At 38.8% G+C, this 17232-nt stretch carries 19 protein-coding genes; 13 read left to right on the top strand and 6 right to left on the bottom strand.

The window, feature by feature from the left end:
• Positions 1 to 204: 204 nt before the first annotated feature.
• Positions 205 to 720: an antibiotic biosynthesis monooxygenase family protein gene (locus J7E52_RS03700; RefSeq protein ID WP_214743746.1), complete on the bottom strand. Its 516-nt coding sequence runs from the start codon at positions 718 to 720 to the stop codon at positions 205 to 207.
• 271 nt (positions 721 to 991) lie between these two features.
• Between J7E52_RS03700 and hemE the strand changes: the two genes are divergently transcribed.
• From hemE to J7E52_RS03685, 3 genes are all read left to right on the top strand, one after another.
• On the top strand, positions 992 to 2035 hold the full coding sequence (hemE, locus tag J7E52_RS03695; protein ID WP_214743745.1) for a uroporphyrinogen decarboxylase: 1044 nt from the start codon (positions 992 to 994) through the stop codon (positions 2033 to 2035).
• 79 nt (positions 2036 to 2114) lie between these two features.
• Positions 2115 to 3050, top strand: coding sequence for a ferrochelatase (gene hemH / locus J7E52_RS03690; protein WP_214743744.1), 936 nt, complete (start codon positions 2115 to 2117; stop codon positions 3048 to 3050).
• A gap of 285 nt (positions 3051 to 3335) precedes the next feature.
• On the top strand, positions 3336 to 3911 hold the full coding sequence (locus J7E52_RS03685) for a TetR/AcrR family transcriptional regulator (protein ID WP_214743743.1): 576 nt from the start codon (positions 3336 to 3338) through the stop codon (positions 3909 to 3911).
• A gap of 157 nt (positions 3912 to 4068) precedes the next feature.
• On the opposite strand, the gene yhfH is transcribed toward J7E52_RS03685, so the two are convergent.
• The gene (gene yhfH / locus J7E52_RS03680; protein WP_065310849.1) at positions 4069 to 4197 is read right to left on the bottom strand and encodes a protein YhfH; all 129 of its coding nucleotides are present in this window, start codon (positions 4195 to 4197) and stop codon (positions 4069 to 4071) included.
• Positions 4198 to 4362: 165 nt separating this feature from the next.
• Here yhfH and J7E52_RS03675 point away from each other — a divergent pair, with 165 nt between their 5' ends.
• The 7 genes from J7E52_RS03675 to J7E52_RS03645 all read left to right on the top strand — a co-directional run bounded on the left by J7E52_RS03675 (position 4363) and on the right by J7E52_RS03645 (position 11997).
• Positions 4363 to 5097: an MBL fold metallo-hydrolase gene (locus J7E52_RS03675; protein ID WP_214743742.1), complete on the top strand. Its 735-nt coding sequence runs from the start codon at positions 4363 to 4365 to the stop codon at positions 5095 to 5097.
• 41 nt (positions 5098 to 5138) lie between these two features.
• The gene (gene lplA / locus J7E52_RS03670) at positions 5139 to 6128 is read left to right on the top strand and encodes a lipoate--protein ligase (RefSeq protein WP_214743741.1); all 990 of its coding nucleotides are present in this window, start codon (positions 5139 to 5141) and stop codon (positions 6126 to 6128) included.
• Between the two features lie 179 nt (positions 6129 to 6307).
• Complete coding sequence (locus J7E52_RS03665; RefSeq protein ID WP_214743740.1) at positions 6308 to 7852, top strand: fatty acid--CoA ligase family protein; 1545 nt, start codon at positions 6308 to 6310, stop codon at positions 7850 to 7852.
• 175 nt (positions 7853 to 8027) lie between these two features.
• Positions 8028 to 8555, top strand: a complete 528-nt coding sequence (locus tag J7E52_RS03660; protein WP_034314654.1) for an HD domain-containing protein — start codon at positions 8028 to 8030, stop codon at positions 8553 to 8555.
• 182 nt (positions 8556 to 8737) lie between these two features.
• Complete coding sequence (locus J7E52_RS03655; RefSeq protein ID WP_214743739.1) at positions 8738 to 9406, top strand: LuxR C-terminal-related transcriptional regulator; 669 nt, start codon at positions 8738 to 8740, stop codon at positions 9404 to 9406.
• Between the two features lie 374 nt (positions 9407 to 9780).
• Positions 9781 to 11046: a M48 family metallopeptidase gene (locus J7E52_RS03650; protein ID WP_214743738.1), complete on the top strand. Its 1266-nt coding sequence runs from the start codon at positions 9781 to 9783 to the stop codon at positions 11044 to 11046.
• A 141-nt stretch (positions 11047 to 11187) separates the two neighbouring features.
• Positions 11188 to 11997 carry a YitT family protein gene (locus J7E52_RS03645; protein WP_214743737.1) on the top strand — a complete coding sequence of 270 codons (810 nt, stop codon included), beginning with the start codon at positions 11188 to 11190 and terminating at the stop codon, positions 11995 to 11997.
• 68 nt (positions 11998 to 12065) lie between these two features.
• Here J7E52_RS03645 and J7E52_RS03640 read toward each other — a convergent pair whose 3' ends face one another.
• On the bottom strand, positions 12066 to 12302 hold the full coding sequence (locus tag J7E52_RS03640) for an IDEAL domain-containing protein (RefSeq protein ID WP_137017118.1): 237 nt from the start codon (positions 12300 to 12302) through the stop codon (positions 12066 to 12068).
• 316 nt (positions 12303 to 12618) lie between these two features.
• Here J7E52_RS03640 and J7E52_RS03635 point away from each other — a divergent pair, with 316 nt between their 5' ends.
• Complete coding sequence (locus J7E52_RS03635; protein WP_214743736.1) at positions 12619 to 13182, top strand: competence protein ComK; 564 nt, start codon at positions 12619 to 12621, stop codon at positions 13180 to 13182.
• 73 nt (positions 13183 to 13255) lie between these two features.
• Here J7E52_RS03635 and J7E52_RS03630 read toward each other — a convergent pair whose 3' ends face one another.
• The 3 genes from J7E52_RS03630 to J7E52_RS03620 form a co-directional block, all read right to left on the bottom strand.
• Entirely contained in the window at positions 13256 to 13474 is a 219-nt protein-coding gene (locus J7E52_RS03630; protein WP_214743735.1) for a DUF3006 domain-containing protein, read from the bottom strand.
• 104 nt (positions 13475 to 13578) lie between these two features.
• Positions 13579 to 13932 carry a ComEC/Rec2 family competence protein gene (locus tag J7E52_RS27265; protein ID WP_396020235.1) on the bottom strand — a complete coding sequence of 118 codons (354 nt, stop codon included), beginning with the start codon at positions 13930 to 13932 and terminating at the stop codon, positions 13579 to 13581.
• 1254 nt (positions 13933 to 15186) lie between these two features.
• Positions 15187 to 15558 carry a YhjD family protein gene (locus J7E52_RS03620; RefSeq protein ID WP_214743761.1) on the bottom strand — a complete coding sequence of 124 codons (372 nt, stop codon included), beginning with the start codon at positions 15556 to 15558 and terminating at the stop codon, positions 15187 to 15189.
• A 289-nt stretch (positions 15559 to 15847) separates the two neighbouring features.
• Between J7E52_RS03620 and J7E52_RS03615 the strand changes: the two genes are divergently transcribed.
• Together J7E52_RS03615 and lepB are read left to right on the top strand one after the other, a co-directional pair.
• On the top strand, positions 15848 to 16462 hold the full coding sequence (locus tag J7E52_RS03615) for a TVP38/TMEM64 family protein (RefSeq protein WP_048680052.1): 615 nt from the start codon (positions 15848 to 15850) through the stop codon (positions 16460 to 16462).
• Between the two features lie 33 nt (positions 16463 to 16495).
• Entirely contained in the window at positions 16496 to 17059 is a 564-nt protein-coding gene (lepB, locus tag J7E52_RS03610) for a signal peptidase I (RefSeq protein WP_214743733.1), read from the top strand.
• Positions 17060 to 17232: the final 173 nt, after the last annotated feature.

Raw genomic sequence — 17232 nt, 5'->3', positions numbered from 1 at the left:
ATTTAAAGAAGATGGCCAATTGGACATGGCAAGGTCCAAAAATGGCCTAACATAGAGGGCTCGTAGAGCCCTATCTCTCAACCTTGGGCCAAAATTCAAAGGAATTTCAAAAGGGGCTCGGAATTTTTTAATTCCGAACCCCTTTTGTCTACAAACTGAGGCCCATCCTTTTAGAGGATGGGCCTTTTATTAAGCAAGAATGGATTATTCTTCGGAATCCTTCACCAATGTATATTGCGTTACATAGGCTTCACCTGAAAACATCTTCTGGCTGGAATTCGTAACGGGAGCTTTGGAGTCGCTGTTATGCGCCATCTTAAAGGAACTGGAATTCTTCCAGTTCAGGAAATCGGCTTGTTTCTCCCAAATCGTTAGAATTACATAAGTTTCAGAGTTGATTGGCCGCAGTACACGAAGTGCGACGAAACCAGGTTCATTTTCAATGAATCCGGCCCTGTTTTTAAAACGATGTTCGAATACCGGCCTTCCTTCTTCACTTACAGGGATGTTGTTCATGACAACATACCCATGATCCTGAAGGTTTCCTTTCCCATCAACTACTTCATACTTACGTGGAGAGCTGAAGATCGTTTTACCTGTTGTTTCATGTAAAAGTACTGCTGTGTCAGGATTTTGCATAAGTAATATTTTTTCATTCGGGTGCTTATCTTTTTTGATTTTCAAAAAATCGTAAGTGCCTGATGTGATGAATACATTCATAAATTCCCCTCCAATTTCTATTTAGTACCTGTATACCCATTTTACTCAATGACTAGTGCTTTTACCATTTCCAAACCAACCATTAGGCTTGTAAACCGGTAAGATTTTTATAAAAACGTCGATTTTCTGACAAATATATAGGTTGGCTATACTTCTATTATAGAAAAAGCTATAGTTTAAGGAGATTCGATTTCAAATTCAACATCCTTCTGATATTCTATGTAGGTAATGAATAAAAATAGAAACGTGACTGCTTGAAAGGTGGATATTAATGTCTAAGGAAATTACGAATGATACATTTTTAAAAGCTGCAAGAGGAGAGAAAACGGATCATGTGCCTGTTTGGTATATGCGTCAGGCCGGCCGTTCACAGCCGGAATACCGTAAATTGAAAGAGAAGTACTCCCTTTTTGAAATAACTCATCAGCCGGAGTTATGCGCTTATGTAACGAGATTGCCAGTTGAGCAATATGATGTAGACGCTGCGATTTTATATAAAGATATAATGACACCGCTACCAGCCATTGGTGTCGATGTTGAGATTAAGTCCGGAATCGGTCCAGTCATCTCCAATCCGATCCAATCGGTGACAGATGTTGAAAAATTAGGTGAATTGAACCCAGAGAAAGACATCCCATATGTGTTGGACACGATTAAATTATTGACCACCGAGCAATTGTCCGTCCCTTTGATCGGTTTCTCCGGGGCACCGTTCACCATTGCTTCATACATGATTGAAGGCGGCCCCTCCAAAAACTACAATAAGACGAAAGCTTTCATGTATACCGAGCCAAAGGCATGGTTTGCATTAATGGATAAGTTAGCGGATATGATCATCATCTACGTCAAGTCACAAATTAAAGCCGGCGTTAAAGCCATCCAAATCTTTGATTCATGGGTGGGTGCTTTGAACGTTGAAGATTACCGCGTATTCATCAAGCCGATCATGAATCGCATCTTTTCATCATTGCGTGAAGAAAATGTACCGCTAATCATGTTCGGGGTCGGCGCAAGTCACTTGGCACTTGAGTGGAATGATCTTCCTATTGATGTAGTCGGGCTCGATTGGAGACTGCCAATTACAGAAGCAAGACAAATGGGAATACAGAAAACGGTACAAGGTAATCTTGATCCTGCCCTGCTATTATCATCATGGGATGTCATAGAAGAACGGACGAAAAGGATCCTGGATCAGGGCATGGAACAGGACGGCTACATCTTTAATCTTGGACATGGGGTTTTCCCTTCCGTAAATCCGGAAACACTGAAGAGGCTGACCGCATTCATTCATGAATATTCATCAAAAATGAAATAAGGTGAGCGAACCATTTGCTAAAAATACTTAATTGGATGCACAATAAAAGGAATGAAATCTTTAAAAGAGGTGTAACATCATGGCAAGAAAAAAAATGGGCCTTTTAGTCATGGCTTATGGTACTCCGTACACTGAAGAGGATATTGAAAGATATTATACACATATTCGTCATGGGAGACGGCCAAGCGACGAATTGATTGCCGACCTAAAAGGCAGATATGAAGCGATCGGTGGTTTATCCCCGCTTGCAAAAATAACGGCAGGACAAGCTGAAGCGCTTGAAAAGAAATTGAATTCCGTTCAGGAGGAAGTTGAATTCAAGGTATATCTTGGATTGAAACATATTGAACCTTTTGTTGAAGACGCAGTGAAACAAATGCATGAAGATGGAATCAAAGAAGCGGTCAGTATAGTATTGGCACCGCATTTTTCAACATTCAGCGTGAAGTCATATAATGGACGTGCCCAGGATGAAGCCGCTAAATTGGGGGACCTGACCATCACATCCGTTGAAAGCTGGTATGATGAGCCAAAATTCATTCAATATTGGGTAGACCAAGTAAAAGAAGTAATCGGGAAAATGACCTCGGAAGAACGCGATAATTTCGCTTTGATTGTGTCGGCACATAGCCTCCCTGAAAAAATCCTGCAATCAGGTGATCCGTATCCAAATCAACTGAAAGAAACGGCAGACATGATTGCTGAAGGCGCAGGGGTTACTAATTATGCAGTAGGCTGGCAAAGCGCTGGACAAACACCTGAACCATGGTTGGGACCTGATGTACAGGATTTAACCAGAGATCTTCATCAAGCAAAAGGTTATAAAGCTTTCATTTATATTCCTGTTGGCTTTGTTGCCGAGCACCTTGAAGTCCTTTATGATAACGATTATGAATGTAAGGTTGTGACGGAAGAGATTGGTGCAGGCTATTATAGGCCGGATATGCCCAATGTTAAACCTGAATTCATCGATGCTTTGGCCACAATCATTTTAAACAGATTACAGGAAAAGTGATCAGTCAATAGGAGAAAATCAGTTTAACCATGCTTGCAATGTGCTCTACATATTTTCATTTGAAGTTGAGATATGTTATACGCCTGGAAAAGCGGTGCCTTCTTTTCACTTGACCTTGGTGGTTTAAATAAATACCCTAATTTCGAAAAGTGGCTGTCCAATTACGAGGATGGCCATTGTTTCTCTAAGAAATTGAAAATATAATTGAAAAGACTGAAAATTTTTGGTATGATATCGTTGAACATAATGACTGTTTTGTCCGTTTGGTCAGGATTGAGGTGGGAAATGTCTGTTGATCGTAAAAAATTAATTTTAGAAGCTGCGACCAAGTCGTTTTCACTTTTTGGATATAAGGCAACGACGATGGATCAAGTCGCTAAAATTGCCAATGTGGGAAAAGGGACCATTTATACCTTTTATAAAAATAAAGAAGAGCTGTTTAAAGAAATCGTTCAGCGGTTGATAGAGGAAATGAAATATGAGGCGGAACAATCTTTGGATGACCAACTCTCCTTTTTTGAAAACCTGCATCGGGCCGTTTATCGAATTCTGGAGTTCAGGCAGGAACATCAATTATCTTTGAAACTTCTTCAGGAAGAGCGGGAAATTGGTACGCCGGCCGTTCAGGAAATGGTTAATGAAATGGAAGAAGCCATTGTTTCCTACATTAAGGAAAAACTAAAAATAGCGATTGATAAGTCCTATATACAGCCTTGCGATCCAGAGATAACAGCTTTCCTGATGCTAAAGATGTACCTTGCCCTGATTTTCGATTGGGAAAGGAACCATGCCCCATTAGAGAAAGAGGAAATTGCTGAACTATTTAAAATATATTTATTCAAAGGATTATCCGTTACGTGATAATTCTATTTTTTTGCTGAAATGCAATGAACCCCGAATAAAAAGAAGAGATACCGATCAGTACCTCTTCTTTTTATTTGGGGTTTTTCAGCTGCGAAACCGAAACATATATGAATTCATCCTGCTATTTGGGAGCGGATGGTGAAACACAAGACTACTATTCTCCAGAAAGGCAATGATCACAGTGATTTCCATAACATTCGTGCTGTTCTTCAATTTTTTTTCCGCATTCCGTGCATTGTTTCGGTGGCAGGTTTTTAAAGAACTCAACACTACTTTGAATCATGAACATCATCTCCTGAATTTTTTTATTATTCGCTTTTCTATGGCTTTATTGTATTATAACAGATTTTAAATGTCAATGAATGTTTTATAACATAAGTAAAAAAGGTGAAATAAGGGCAAGAATAGTTTATATTAATGGGGAAGTCATTGAGAGGAGTGCCTAAGCATGAAAATCACCGTAATTGGCTGCTGGGGCGGTTATCCAGCTAAAAATGAGGCAAGTTCCGGCTATTTGCTTGAATACGAAGATTTTCGCATTCTGCTTGATTGTGGCAGCGGTGTTCTATCACAGCTGCAAAACCATATGAAGCCGGAGGATCTTGGTGCAGTTGTATTATCCCACTATCATCCGGATCATGTAGCGGATATTGGTGTCCTGCAGCACGCTGCGTTCATACAGCAGATATTGGGCAGCGAAAAAAGGACCATTCCTATTTATGGTCATGATTTGGACGAAGTCGAATTTGGTAAGTTAACTTATAAAGACGTGACAAAGGGGATCGCCTACTCTGCTGATCAACCCTTAACCATTGGACCTTGTAAATTTACGTTCATGAAAACAAAACATCCAGTCGCTTGTTTTGCAATGAGGATTGAAGCTGAAAATCATTCGATAGTTTACACAGGTGACAGTTCATATATGGATGAGCTTGCGGATTTTGCTAAAGACGCAAATGTTTTATTATGTGAAAGTAACTTTTACAGTGATATGGATGGTTCAAAGGCGGGGCATATGACGGCAAGGGAAGCTGGCATGCTGGCAGAAAAGGCTGACGTCCAGCTTTTGCTGTTGACTCATCTCCCTCATTACGGGAATCTTGATCAACTGAAAAAAGAAGCATCCGAGGTATTCAAAAGGGAAATAGCTGTTGCTAAAACCAATCTTGAATTCCAACTATAAATGAAACATCTGGGATATGAAGTCTACAAGGAGGAACAACTGTGCTTTTTATTGATAATAAGGGAATTACAGATCCAAGAATAAACCTTGCCATCGAAGAATATGCGCTTAAACATTTAAATATAGATGAAACCTATCTTCTTTTTTACATTAATCGTCCTTCAATCATCATAGGAAGAAATCAAAATACGATTGAAGAAATCAATTCCGATTATGTAGATGGAAATGGCATTACAGTTGTTCGCCGCCTTTCCGGGGGTGGAGCGGTTTATCATGACCTGGGGAATCTCAATTTCAGTTTCATTACGAGAGATGATGGGGATAGTTTCCATAACTTCAAGAAATTCACCCAGCCTGTCGTGGAAACGCTCGAGAAACTGGGAATACATGCTGAATTGAGCGGCCGTAACGATATTTTGGCTGAAGGAAAGAAGATTTCGGGAAATGCAATGTTTTCAACGAAGGGCAGGATGTTCAGTCATGGGACATTGCTGTTTCAATCAGAAATGGATCACATTGTATCCGCTTTAAAAGTGAAAAAAGATAAAATTGAGTCCAAAGGGATTAAATCGATAAGAAGCCGTGTCGGTAATATCGCTGATTTCTTAAAAGAACCGATGTCAGTTGAAGAATTCCGTTCATTCCTCCTGCAAAATATTTTCAAAGATAGCGGTAAGGTTACAGAGTATATTTTAACGGAGACGGATTGGGAGAAAATTCACAAAATCTCGGAAGATAGGTATCAAAACTGGGAGTGGAATTACGGAAAATCACCTAAATTCAACTTGCAAAACTCACATAGATTCCCTGTGGGATCTGTTGATATCCGCCTTGAAGTGAACAGGGGAATCATTGAAAATTGTAAAATCTACGGCGATTTCTTCGGGGTCGGAGAGGTTGCGGATATTGAACAAAAGCTTACTGGAACACGTTATGAAAAGGAAGCAATCAGCAGGGTACTAGATGAGACCGATGTTCGTCATTATTTTGGCAATGTAACGAAAGAAGAAATATTGGCACTAATATATTAAGGCACAAAAGCCGTCCCGACTTAATAGGACGGCTTTTGTGCCTAATAATGACAGTAATTACTTGAATTTGGATAAAATTGTTGCTGTAATAGCTTTCTTTTAATATAATAAAAATGTATTTAGTTCACCATAAAAATGAATGACTATTCATTCATGCTATTTGCAGGGGAGGGAGAAAGATGAATTTATCTGAACAGCTTCATCAAATGGCTTTAAAAAAGGCGGATAAGCCAGCATATTACTTTATGGATCAATCCACTTCTTATGGGGAATTGGATAAAGCCGTTACGAAGTTCGCAGACGAATTACATAGGCTTGGTGTTTCAAAAGGTGATAACATTGCGCTGTTATTAGGCAACTCTCCACATTTCATCATTTCGTTGTATGGAGCTATGCGAGCAGGGGCGACAGTAATTCCGGTCAATCCAATTTACACACCTGACGAGATTGGTTATATCCTGAATAATGGCGATGTAAAGGTTGTTGTGGCATTAGATAAGCTTTTACCCTTACTAGAGAAAATGAACCCGATCCTCTCAAGCGTAGAACAATATGTAATTTGTGAAACGCAGCAGGATAATGGGGAAATTAGCGAATTTAACATCTATCCAAAAATGAAATCGTTTACAAAAATGATCGAATCGGGGGATGACGGCTTTAAAGGTCCAGAACTGGATCCTGAAGATACGGCAATCATACTCTATACTTCCGGAACAACGGGGAAACCAAAGGGGGCCATGCTCACACATACCAATGTATTTTCCAATGCACATGATATTGGTGAATATTTAAAAATCACGGAAAGTGACCGTGTCATTACGACATTGCCAATGTTCCATGTTTTCAGTTTAACGGTAGTTGTGAATGCCCCATTGATAAGCGGAGGCACGCTTTTAATTGTCCCGCAATTCAGTCCAAAGGAAATATTCAGGCAAATCAAAAAATATGATGCAACCGTTTTTGCTGGAGTGCCTACGATGTATAACTTTCTTTTCCAATATCCAGATGCGAAAGAAGATGCTTTGAAGTCGTTACGAATATGCATATCGGGCGGATCCGCCATGCCGGTTTCCCTGCTTGAATCATTCGAGCGGAAATTTAATGTCAGGGTTTCAGAAGGATATGGCTTATCCGAAGCATCCCCAGTTACCTGCTTCAATCCTTTGGATCGTCCAAGGAAGTCGGGATCCATCGGAACCTCCATCCTTAGGGTGGAAAACAAAGTGGTCAATGAGCTTGGAGAAGAAGTGCCGATCAATGAGGTAGGAGAATTGGTTGTAAGAGGTCCGAATGTAATGAAGGGTTATTATAAAATGCCTGAAGAATCAGCCGCTGTCTTGAAAAATGGCTGGTTATATACAGGCGATTTAGCCAGGATGGATGATGAAGGCTATTTTTTCATTGTAGATCGTAAAAAGGAGCTTATCATCGTCGGTGGCTATAATGTCTATCCACGTGAAGTGGAGGAGGTTCTGTATGCCCATCCTGAAGTAGTTGAGGCGGCAGCCATAGGCGTTCCCGATCCCAATCAGGGGGAAGTGGTTAAATGCTTTGTGGTAAAGAAAAACAATGCATTGACCGAGGAAGAACTGCTTGCCTATTGCATGGAACACTTGGCCAAATATAAGGTGCCGGCAAAAATTGAGTTTTTGGCTGAACTTCCAAAAAACGCGACTGGTAAAATTTTACGGCGCTCTTTGAAAAACCATGTACTGCAAAAATGAATTTCATTGATCATTAGGAGGTCATTGCCTATAACCGGCAATGGTCCTTTTTTTGTACAACCAAAGTGTATCAGGCTGCATAAAATATATTGGAGAACCTAAAACCTTGATTCTTGTTTCGAAAAGAGTTATGATTGTCATTAAAAATTTCCACATAATTGTAAGGAGGGGTTAGATGAGAGATGTAAAGCTTTTGGATATTTTTACACATCCCATTGCTCAGAAATACTTGAACCGTTCAGGTCTGGCACATGCGATTGCAGTAGCATACCATGCGTTTCACTTAGCAAACGAATATAATGTCGACCCTGATATTGCTGCTAAAGCTGGACTTTTGCATGATATGGGTCATTTCACCTGGTATCGCAATGGTAAATGGGATTACGATCTGTATAAACAAAATGATATTCACCCAATCAAAGGTGCAGAACGAGCACATAAACTGTTAATCCGCTTGGGAGAAAACCCGATAAAGGCAAAGACCATTTCCCTCGCCATTTTATTTCACACCGATTCGTTCTTACCTTCAAATGATATTATTCGTACACCGCTTCAGCAAGTCGTCAAATGGGCCGACGAAAAAGATGAAGAAGAAGGTGGAAAACACCATTATCGCAAAATTGATTTTCCCCGGGCAAAGGAGAGCATCATGAAACTTGATACGCTCATAGATGAGGAACAAAGAAAAAGGCTATCATCCTGAAGGCAAACGGGTTGATAGCCTTTTTACGTCATGACGTGCACATTTAAAAGTATTTTTACAGTTTAAATTTGTTATCAGGTGAATTAATGATGTAAAATATAGACCATTAGAACTATTCCGCGGCGGAAAATTATAAAAACTATCGGGTTAATAACAAATAATGAAAAAGAACAGGTGAAGCTATGAAGTCGATTAAGCTAATAATATATGGTGGTCAGGGAGGACTTGAGGGAATCATCAAAAAAGAAGCTGACATTAAGATCATAGGGATAACCGGAAATGAAATGGACCTTCTTGATTCTGATCATACATCATCAGTCATGCCAGATGTCATTCTTATTGATGCCCGGTCATCAGGGAAGTATGGACAGGAAGTCATGCCAATCCTAAAGGAAAAACACCCATCCACTCCTATCGTCATTTTTACTGCCTATTCAGAAGATCATTATCTTATCGAAGCGATATGCCATGGTGCAACAGGTTATGTGTTACAGAATGGCGGAATGAAACAATTGCTGTCGGCAATCCGTCAATGTGCCAATGGTCAGATAGTCTATCCTGCCTCAATAAAATCAATATTAATGAAGAAGCTGCAGCAGGATGTTGAAAGATCACCAGTAACTTTGGATAAGGCAATCGAAAAATTGGGAGCCTTTTCCAAACGCGAGTATGAATTGCTTGTCCTGCTAACCCAAGGTGAAACGAATCAGCAAATATCAAAAAAACTTTTTCTATCCATCGGCACGGTAAAAAACTATATAAGCCGGATTTACAGAAAACTGAATGTTAATAATCGACCTGAGCTTATGGCACTTTTGTATCGTTTTCAAAATAGCGGGATGAAGGGATGACTACTCAGGCCAGCCGCTCTCTTAATCGTTTACACGGATTCTTTATCGGATGCACATTCCAAAGACTTTGATGAAACGATTTCATCAAAGCAATTAGGTGGCGGCGGAGAGACAAAATCGTCGGTGCCTAAACCTACCAGCCCTCCGTTTTTTTATGCCTCTGCATATGCATCATCCCGCCTCCTCGTATGTCCATGATCCTGTAGTCCCGTAAAGGTGTATTCCGTGAAATTTTAAGGTGGATAATAAAGAGTAAAGAATCAACAAAATGATGGAGATTGAAAGGAATAAATAATATAGAAGGGAAATGCGGTTCTAACCTGTCCATTTTGGATTAAACTATTAAGAGGGAGATTCGTTTAAGGAGGGGCATCATGGTTAGAAAATGGGCTGGAAGAGCGATTCTATTATATATCCTTTATGCAGCAGCGATGTATTGGTATATTTTTTATGGAGCTGATACCTCCATTCCCGAAGCTTTGCGTGGAACTGCAGCAGATCCTGCATCATTCCTGAATGCAAGGGAACTCAAGCTTAGCGAAGAGTATTCAGGACTGCGGAATTTCATTTTTTTCGTATCCACGCCATATGAATGGCTGTTGTATTTCTTCATTTTATTATTTGGTTTATCAAACGCATTTGAAAAGTCGTCAATGGCAGTCTCGAGATGGAAAGCGATCAGAACGGGCATTTACTTATTCTGGCTTTCCGTTATTTCTTACCTGGCACTGTTTCCAATCAGTTTCATTGGATATCGGATGAGCAAGAGTTACCATATAAGTACACAAAGTTTCACCTCGTGGATGAAGGATGGAGTCATCGAATTCTGGGTGAATTTTGGAATGATGTTCATCATCGTTTCGGTATTATATTGGTTAATGAAGAAAAGTGTGAAGAAGTGGTGGCTCTATGCTTGGATGTTGTCCATTCCATTTACCTTGTTCCTGATGTTTGTTCAGCCTGTATTGATTGATCCGCTGTACAATGAATTCTATCCGCTCAAAAATAAAGAGCTGGAAACGGAAATATTGGCACTTGCCTCACAGGCTGAAATTCCGGCTGAACACGTGTATGAAGTAAATATGGCAGAAAAGACAAATGCCTTGAATGCATACGTGACCGGCATAGGTTCCAACTCAAGAATAGTCCTTTGGGATACGACCCTGAACAAGCTGAAGGAAGATGAAATCCTTTTTATCATGGCACATGAAATGGCCCATTATGTGGAAAAACACATTTATATAGGGATTGCAGGTTATTTAGGACTGACTTTAATCGGTTTGTGGCTGACATCGAAAATCATGAATTTTATCATTAGACGCTGGGGCCACCTGTTAAAGGTTCGTTCGGTTGACAGCATTTCGTCTCTTCCATTATTTCTCTTAATAACGTCTGTACTGCTCTTTGCTTCGAGTCCGCTGTCCAATTATGTCTCCAGATATCAAGAAACAAGGGCTGACCGTTATGCCATTGAAATGACCGGGGATAAAGAATCAGCAATCACGACGTTCCAGGAACTCACGAGATCGGGTTTGAGTCAGGTCAACCCGCCATTCCTGGTTAAATGGCTGCGGTATTCCCATCCAACCATGCTCGAACGGATTTCAACGGTTGAAAATGCAGATACAAAAGGTGATTGAAAGCCAGCTGAAAACCAGCTGGCTTTTTTCTTCGGAAAGTGGAAGTTTGTAGTAGTTTTCAGAAAAAACTATTATTTTTGAAAATCTTAGGTTCTCTACTATAATAAATTAAATTCCCAGTTCGTTTTAAGGAGATCGGATATGTATAATGTACTTTTCATCACTATAGGCTCAGTGCTTGTTGCTCTAGCCTACAACTTATTTTTGATACCTCATTTAATTTTAAGCAGCGGACTTAGTGGAGTTGCGATTATGTTCGGAATCATCACCCCAGTCAACACAGGGATATTGAATTTTTTGATGAACCTGCCATTGCTGATTCTTGGATACCTGAAATTAGGGAGACGCTTCATCACCTATACGATATTATCAGTTGTCGTGATTTCCTTCAGTTTATACCTCATTCCAGTTCACGGAATATCCACTGAACCGATTTTGTCTTCTTTATTTGGCGGAATCATATCGGGATTCGGTATAGGCATCATCTTTCGTGCTTCGGGGTCTTCGGGCGGCTTTGATATTATTGCCATGCTATTGGCCAAGAAGAGCGACTTTCCACTTGGTACTTTGCTTTCGGTGATGAATGCAGTTGTGGTGGTTATCTCAGGCTTCATCTTCGGTTGGGATGCCGCATTATATACGCTGATTTCCATTTATGCAGCAGGAAAGGTGATCGATACGATCCATTCCAATCACATTAAATTAACATTGATGATCGTGACCAAAAAGAGCGACGAAATGAAAACGAAGCTCCTGACCAACCTATATCGTGGAATTACAGTCATGGATGGTGAAGGTGCATATTCAGGAGAAAAGAGTAAAGTAATGATGACAGTCATTACACGTTATCAGTTAACAGATGTAAAAACGATGATAAAAGAAGTGGATCCGAATGCTTTTGTCAATATAACCGAAACATCCGAGGTCATGGGGATGTTTCATAAAGAGTGATGATAATCAGAAAAGCCTCCCAAATGGGAGGCTTTTTTGATTATTAGTCTGTTTAGTAATCATGCATTTTAATTTCCAAACTGTTTTAGTAAAACGTTCATTTCAGAACTTAATTTTAAGAATAAAGGTTTGTTTTTCTTATCCAAGGCTTCATCGATCTGTTTTGCAAGGATATTCTTTTTGGTAGTAAGGACGGCTTCCTGAATAATCATATCAATTAACATTTCCTGAACCACGGCATCGTTTTTCATTTCGCTCATTGATAAGGACTTCACTGACTCTGAATAAGATTTTTCATTTTTCAAAGTTACCACCCCTGACCCTTTTTATTATTATATGGATTTGAGCGGATAAAATCAACTGAAAATTTAAAAAATTTAAAATTTAATAGAGAATGTGTCGTTTAGATGACGAAAAAGCCACTATATAAAAGAATTTTTAATTTTTTGTGAACTTACTTTTTATGTATAAGGGTTGTGCTATTATAGTGAGTAATTTAACATACATGTACTATTTCCCTTCACTTTTTGTAATAGGGAATGGAAGTGTACAAGCAATTAAGGGCATAAGCTTTGGCAAAGTAAAAGCGGTGTTTAGCAAAGAGGAAGAGGTGGATGAAAAATGAAGGAAAACAATCAGGGAATAATCGAGGAATATGAAATCACGCCACATACACTTATGGTAGCGCCGATTAATTACGGCAGTAAAATATATACCCGTATCGTTGAAATGGAGGACGAGTTCATCTCCCCGTTTAAACCTTTGGAAATAATAAAGAAAAGCTGTGAATTCTTCGGATCAAGTTATGAAGGACGCAAGCAAGGCACAAAACAGCTTATAAACATCACACATAAAGCGCCTATTGCGATTGATCCGACCAGTTCGATTTTCTTCTTTCCCACTACATCTCCGTTGCGTCCTCAATGTATCTGGTTATCACATGAGCATGTTGTATCCTATGATCGCCTGGATTCCAAGCATACTACCATCACTTTCAGGAATAGACAAACCATCGATATAGCAGTATCATGCAGTTCTTTCGAAAACCAGCTGCACCGGACTTCTTTTTTAAAAACGAAATTGATCCAGAGGATTGAGGAAACAAAGAGGAAATCATTCTACCTGTTCACCGAAGCAAATGGGGTCAAGGCTTCAGAGGTAATGTCAAAGTATATACCGCGTTAGAGGGGTTTCAGGAATAATCATAGAAGACTTCAAAATTAAAGCTAGCCCTTCTTATTAAAGAAGGGCCCGGGAATTAATCTTCAAATAATTCATCGATTAAATCGTCAATTTCTTTTCTTAACTTCTCAGTGCCTTCTTTGGAAATGGTGATGGTATCACCATCGATAATCAGCATATCTCCTACTTTTGCTCCCTTGGGAAGAGCACTTTTAGGAAAATCCTTCATGTCACCACCATCGATTTCAACGACAGCGATCTTTCCTTCGAAGCGATCAATAATTCCTTGTACCAATCATTTCACCGTCTTTACAGTAATTTTCTGACCTATAGAAGTAAAAATAATGTTACCTGATTTATCTGTACGATAAGTTTTGGCCTTCACTGAATTCAACCGTTTTACAACAGTGGAAGTAGGGTGCCCATAGCCATTTTTCCTACACTGATTACAGCGTATTTCGGTTTTGTTTTGTTAATGAACGCTGAACTTGTTGATGTTTTTGCACCATGATGGCCGACTTTAAGTACATCCACATTTGGTACCAGTTTTTTAGCCAGCATATCTGTCTCCGCTTTTTCTTCGGCATCACCTGTAAACAAGAATGTTTTTTTGTCGTGTTTAAGTAAAAGGACTGCACTCCAATTATTTAAGTCATTACCATGTGTAATTCGAAAAATGGGGATTTGGACATAATTTTCTTTGTGATAAAAAAGGAAGCGGGCGTCAGAATCGTGGTTAGGTAAAAAGATCATGGGTATTTATGATTAATTGTCGATGGTGAAAAAGGGGAATGTACCTTTCTCGTGAGCTTTTAGTATGATATTTTACAGGTGGATAATGGATTGATTCTTTCATACGATCATTCATGTTTGCTTTAGCAAAAGGCACAACAAAAGCCCTTCTCATATGAGAAGGGCTTCAGAATTAATCTTCAAATGACTCACCCATTAAATCTTAAATTTCTTTTTTTATATTTCAAAGCCTTCTTTGAAAAACAATCGATATAGAAACATTCCCTCTTTTGCTTCCTTAGATAGAGCATTTTAAGATAATCCTTCATCGTCTTTACAGTGATTTCTGATTTTTAGAAGTTAGCTGCACACAGTTTAAGTACAGCCTTCTTCTCTCAAATGGTTCAGAAATAGAGGGGACCAATTTAAAATAGTATTACAATGGAGAGTATGCTAAATTTCAAATCACTTCTAAAATGAAACTGCCTATTAAAGTGATAAAAAACATGCTCTCCCAATAAAAAGAGAGTTTTTGGGAATCTTTAATTGCTTCTCAAGGAAATATATATCCAAAAATGAAAGACGTTCCTAATGTAAGAATAATGTAATCTACTTCAAAACCTAGAATTGTATAGTTATATACCGGTATACTTCTAATATAAACAATAACGAATATCCTATTATTATAAGGCTACTCTTCTTCATAATTTCCCCATCTTTATTTGGACTGCACTTCATCAGCACCCGTATATCATTATTTAAAGCGATATGCGGTAAATCCTCTATGTAACCCATAGTATCTCTTTCCACTAACTCTTCGGGAGGCATTGTCCTTTCCGTCTTCTTTGTTATGTGTTTCTTTTGGATAAATCTTTTAACAAAAGTTTTCAATATCAAAATTGATGCAATATACTCTGTTTTGACAAAATGCTTCCTGCTATTCCAATGGGATTTAATAGATTGTACAACATATATTAGTAAAAGGTTGCTATGATTGGATATAATTAAACACGTCTAGCAATTTAATCAAGAAGCATTTACAGAGTGTAAGTTCAAATCGGAAAATCAAATTCACTCGATGGAATATCATTTGCTGATAAAGTTCCAAATAAAAAACATTATCAGCTTATTCTTAACCGAAACATCCCGTTACGATAATTCCTATATAGACTGATTAAGCTTAACTTTCTCATATAATATATTGGATGATATTTTCTAAGGCTCCAAACATTCACCATTCACAGACAAACATATATGGAGGATGCCTGTAGCCCTCTAATTCCTTGAACGGTGGTTTTTTTCGAAAAAGTAATAACATAACAAGTCTTCGGTTCTGTTGCGAAGGCGGGGATTGAAATAATTATGATGTTCCTCGTATCCTTTATATAAAAAACAATACATCGTGAAGGATTCATCGCGTTTGATTTCACTAACCTTAATATTCTCCTTGCGCAAATAGCGCCGTACCTCGGCAAGTTCGTCTTGAACCACTTTTAAAATATGTTCGACTAGCTCCGAATAGGGCCTTTTTAATTTAAACGGACTAATTTCGATGACCTTGAGATCCCGGTTTAAGACTGTAATAACCATAGGGAGGTAGATGGCTTTTTCAATCATATTTCGGTCATCTTCTGGAATGCGGGTCATCATGACCGCCCCTTTCTAAATAGCACGTTTTTAATAATAGTATGTATATTCTGTAAAAATGAGAACGTATGTTCCGGTTTTTATCCTAATGTATTTTCAGTGTATATGCAAGCAGTTTTGATAAATCAAGAAATATTCGTTAACAAGATTATGTTTTCCGGAGATAGGGAAAGTATGAAGATATATGGATAATAATTCTTGCAATTTCAGGGGAAAGTGATATATCTAAAATAAACAGTTTTTAATAAGTTTATGCTGCTTTGATAGCAGCATGTCGAGGGAGATAATTATGGATTTGGATACTATACGTGAGTGGTTTACACTTGATCATATATCGGCACTTATTCAGCAATATCGCTCATTCGGTCCAATTCCTGGGATCTTACTGCCGATGCTGGAAGCTTTTTTGCCTTTTTTGCCTTTAGTGGTGTTCGTGCTTGCTAATGCAACGGCTTTTGGTCTATGGTGGGGATTTTTATTTTCTTGGATTGGTGCGGTAGCGGGATCTTTTTTGATTTTTTGGATTATTAGAAGATATGGTCAAATGAGGTTTTTCCGATTTTTGCAAAAGCATAAACAGGTGCAGAGGTTGATGGTTTGGGTTGAGAGCCATGGATTTGGTCCTTTGTTCATATTGCTCTGCTTCCCTTTTACACCTTCGGCTATCGTTAATATCGTGGCAGGACTTTCAAAAGTGAGTACACTGCAATATGGACTTGCAGTAGTGGGTGGGAAAGCGGTGATGATTTTTACGATCAGCTTCGTAGGTTACGATTTAGTATCCTTAATTCATAAACCTGTGCGAACGATCATTATCGGAATCGTCATCTTTATCCTATGGTATGTGGGGAAAAGACTGGAAGTCCGGTTAAATAAAAGCATGAAGAGAGAAGAAGGGCAATAAATTAATATATAAATGTAGTAGGGGTTGAACTAGATGGAAAAAACAAACAGAAATTCTTTATCCGATTGGATAAAACCAGCGATGATAGCTTTTGTTATTTACATCTTAATCCGTACATTTCTCTTTTCAAGCTATGATGTTGAAGGGAAGTCGATGCAGCCGACCCTTGAAGATGGAAATAAACTTGTCGTGAATAAAATCAATTACCAGATTCATGATATCAACCGTTTTGACATTATTGTTTTTCATGCGAATTCACAAGAAGATTATGTTAAGCGAGTTATAGGGGTTGCAGGTGACCGAATTCGTTATAAAGATGATTGGCTTTACGTAAATGGTGAGAAAGTGGATGAGCCTTATCTTGAGAAATTCAAGGAAGGTTTCCCAGGACAGGATTTTACGGGTGATTTCACATTAAAAGAATTGACGGACATGACCAAAGTTCCGGAGGGCAAGCTTTTTGTCATGGGTGATAATCGACTTGAAAGTGCTGACAGCCGTCACTTTGGTTATATACCGGTTAAAAATGTTGTCGGTAAAGTGGATGTTCGATATTGGCCGGTCAAAGAATTCAATTTTAAATTTACAGGTGAATGATTGTGGAAGCCCGAAAATCATGCGGGCTTTTTCTTTTGGGGAAAAACGCGAACGTACGATTGGTGTTTTTTAAAGGGAAACGGTAAAATAATAGAAAGTAAATCTAATTGGAAACAGAAACCTAGTCATAAAGACGAAAGTATTTCTGGTATGATGGGTCTAGAGATTATGTT

It is taken from the genome of Bacillus sp. ISL-34 (assembly GCF_018613325.1).
Lineage (GTDB): Bacteria > Bacillota > Bacilli > Bacillales > DSM-1321 > Peribacillus.
Note: the sequence above shows the minus strand (reverse complement) of the source record. Positions and strands in the feature narration are given on the sequence as shown.